General features: G+C 70.1%; 3 protein-coding genes. 2 read left to right on the forward strand and 1 reads right to left on the reverse strand.

All coding sequences use genetic code 11. From position 1 onward, the window contains the following. Window positions 1-1,413, forward strand: a 1,413-nt coding sequence (locus AB7O82_RS37335) for a GMC family oxidoreductase (protein WP_428621807.1), incomplete at its 5' end; no start/stop codon positions are given. A gap of 9 nt (window positions 1,414-1,422) precedes the next feature. Then, window positions 1,423-1,881 (forward strand): hypothetical protein, encoded by a 459-nt coding sequence (locus tag AB7O82_RS37340; protein WP_428621809.1) that lies wholly within the window; start codon window positions 1,423-1,425, stop codon window positions 1,879-1,881. A gap of 7 nt (window positions 1,882-1,888) precedes the next feature. On the opposite strand, the gene argC is transcribed toward AB7O82_RS37340, so the two are convergent. Then, window positions 1,889-2,866, reverse strand: coding sequence for an N-acetyl-gamma-glutamyl-phosphate reductase (gene argC, locus AB7O82_RS37345; protein WP_428621812.1), 978 nt, complete (start codon window positions 2,864-2,866; stop codon window positions 1,889-1,891). Between the last annotated feature and the right edge of the window lie 12 nt (window positions 2,867-2,878).

Raw genomic sequence — 2,878 nt, forward strand, 5'->3', positions numbered from 1 at the left:
GCGCTGCCCGAGGACTATCCGGTCAACGACGCCGAGTCCGACATCACGCCGCTGATGTTCAATGCCGTGGGCGGCAGCACCATCCACTGGACGGCGCATGCGCCGCGCTTCCATCCCTCCGACTTCCGGGTGAAGAGTCTCGACGGCGTGGCCGACGACTGGCCGATTTCCTACGCCGACCTCGAGCCCTATTACGATCTCAACGATGCCTGGATGGGCTGCTCGGGCATCGCCGGCGATCCAGCCAATCCGCCGCGCGCCAAGCGGCCGATGCCGCCGCTGCCGCTCGGGCCCGACGGCGAGCGCCTGGCGCGCGCCTTCGACCGGCTGGGCTGGCACTGGTGGCCGTCCGACTCCTATATCAACTCGGTCCCCTATCGCGGCCGTGGCGCCTGCAATCATTGCGGCCCCAACGGGCTCGGCTGCACCCAGCGCGCCAAGGCCTCGACCGACATCACCTACTGGCCGGCGGCGACCGCCAACGGCGTCGAGCTGCGCACCGGCGCGCGCGTCTGCGAGATCGCCACCGGCCCCGACGGCCGCGCAACCGGCGCGCACTATTTCGCGGCCGACGGCACCAAGCAGTTCCAGCCGGCGCGGCTGGTGATCCTGGCGGCCAACGGCATCGGCACGGCGCGGCTGATGCTGCTGTCCAAAAGCGCGCGGCATCCCAACGGGCTCGCCAATGCGAGCGGACTGGTCGGCCGCAACCTGATGTTCCATCCCTGCGCCATGATCACGGGTTTTTTCGACGACGGGCTGGCGCCGACGTGGCAGGGCGCACTCGCCAACATCCTGCTCTCCCAGGAATTCTACGAGACCGATCGGGCGCGCGGCTTCGTGCGCGGCTACACCTTCCAGATGGCGCGCAGCACCGGGCCCGCGGTCACGGCGATGGGCCTCAATCTGCCGCCGGTGGGCTGGGGCGCGGTCCATCACACCGAGTTCGCCCGCCGTTTCGGCAACTCGACCATGATCGCCGCGCACGGCGAGGACCTGCCCGAGCTGCACAACCGCGTAGAGCTCGATCCCGTGCTGACCGATTCGCACGGCATCCCCGCGCCGAAGATTTTCTACAAGCTGTCGGAGAACTCGGCGCGCCAGATGGCGCACGCCGTCGGGACCGCCGGGACGGTGCTGCGCGAGGCCGGCGCGCACACGGTGCAGGCGACGCCGCTGCTGCGCGCCGCCGGCTGGCATCTCATGGGCACCGCCCGCATGGGCGACGACCCGGCCCGCTCGGTGGTCGACCGCAACGGCCGCGCCCACGAGGTCGACAATCTCTATATCGTCGACGCCAGCATCTTCGTGACCGGCGGCGCCCTCAACCCGACGCCGACCCTGCAGGCGATCGCGCTGCGCATCGCCGACCACATAAGCAGCGCACACGCCAACCTGCGCAACACCGCCTAGGAGCGAACGATGACCGAAGCACGATCGCAGGCCGAGACCCGGGCGCTGGCCGGGACCGAGCGCACCGCGCTCAGCGCGCTGATGGACCGGCTGGTGCCGCCGATCGACGACCTGCCCGGCGCCGGGACGATGGGACTGCTCGCCGACGTCGAGGCGATGGCCGGCCGGCATGCGCCCTACCGGAGGGCTCTGCTGCACATCGCGGGCACACTCGGCACGGCCGCGTTCTCGGGCCTCGACGGGGCCGCGCAGGACGCTGCGATCGAGCAGTTCGAGACGGCGGAGCCCGCGATCTTCGAGGCGGTCCGGGCCATGGTCTATCTCGCCTACTACGGCAACGAACGGGTGCATCGCCGCATCGGCTGGTGCGGCGGCCCGCTGCAACCGCGCGGGTTCGATCTGCCGCCGTTCGATGAAGCGGCGTTGGCGACGGCCCGCAAGCGGCCACGGCTGTGGCGGCAGGTCTAAAAGAATCTCATGGCCAAACAGGCACGCCGTCCAGCCCCGCGGTTTCTGGCAGGCCGCAGATCAGGTTCGCATTCTGCACCGCCTGACCGGCCGCGCCCTTGCCGAGATTGTCGACCACGCCCATCGCGATCACCAGGTTGCGCTCTGGATCGGCCGCATAGCTGACGAACGCGAGGTTCGAGCCGGCAGCCCATTTGGTCTGCGGCGGCTTGTCGGTCACGCGGACGAACGCCCGCCCGGCGTAGAAGCGCCGGGCCGCGTCCAGGCACTGGCCCGTGGTGGCACGGCCGCGGCAGTAAATGGTGGCGAGTACTCCGCGGGTCATCGGCACCAGGTGGGGCGTGAACACCAGCCCGGCCGCACTGCCGCCACTCAGCCGCTCGATCGTCCTGGCAATCTCGGGCATGTGGACGTGCTCGAGCAGACCGTAGGGCAGCAAGTTCTCGTTGCTCTCGGCGTAGCCGAACCTGCTGTCGGCGCCGCCCCGGCCGGCACCGGAGATGCCGGTCTTGACGTCGATCACGATGTTGCCGGGCTCGATCAGCTTGTCGGCCAGCAGCGGCGCCAGCGCGTTCAGCGCCGCCGCGGGATAGCAGCCGGGATTGGCAACGCGGATCTGACCCTCGATCTGGGCTGGCCAGACGTCGGCCAGGCCGTACGCCCAACCCTCGACGTAGCGGTGGTCGCCGCCGATGTCGACGATCTTCACGTCCTCAGGCACGCGCGCCAGCGCCTCGGCCGAGGCGCCCGTGGGCAGCGACGCGAACAGCACGTCGAGCTTCGGCAGGGTCACAGGGTCCCACTTCTCGATCACCAGCTCGGCCAGCCTGGCCGGCACACCGGGGAAGCGGTCCACCAACCGGCTGCCGGCGCTGCCCTCGCCCGCGGCGTAGACCAACTCGAAAGACGGGTGGCTCGCGACCAGGCGCATCGCCTCGCCGCCGCCAAAACCGCTGATCCCGACAATGCCGACGCGAATGCTCATGGTGGTGTCCTG

The sequence above is a fragment of the Reyranella sp. genome (assembly GCF_050185545.1).
Lineage (GTDB): Bacteria > Pseudomonadota > Alphaproteobacteria > Reyranellales > Reyranellaceae > Reyranella.

Bases quoted from the DNA above. Each gene is read 5' to 3' on its own strand.
- AB7O82_RS37340 (WP_428621809.1), top strand. From the start codon at position 1,423: ATGACCGAAGCACGATCGCAGGCCGAGACCCGGGCGCTGGCCGGGACC.
- argC (WP_428621812.1), bottom strand. From the start codon at position 2,866: ATGAGCATTCGCGTCGGCATTGTCGGGATCAGCGGTTTTGGCGGCGGC.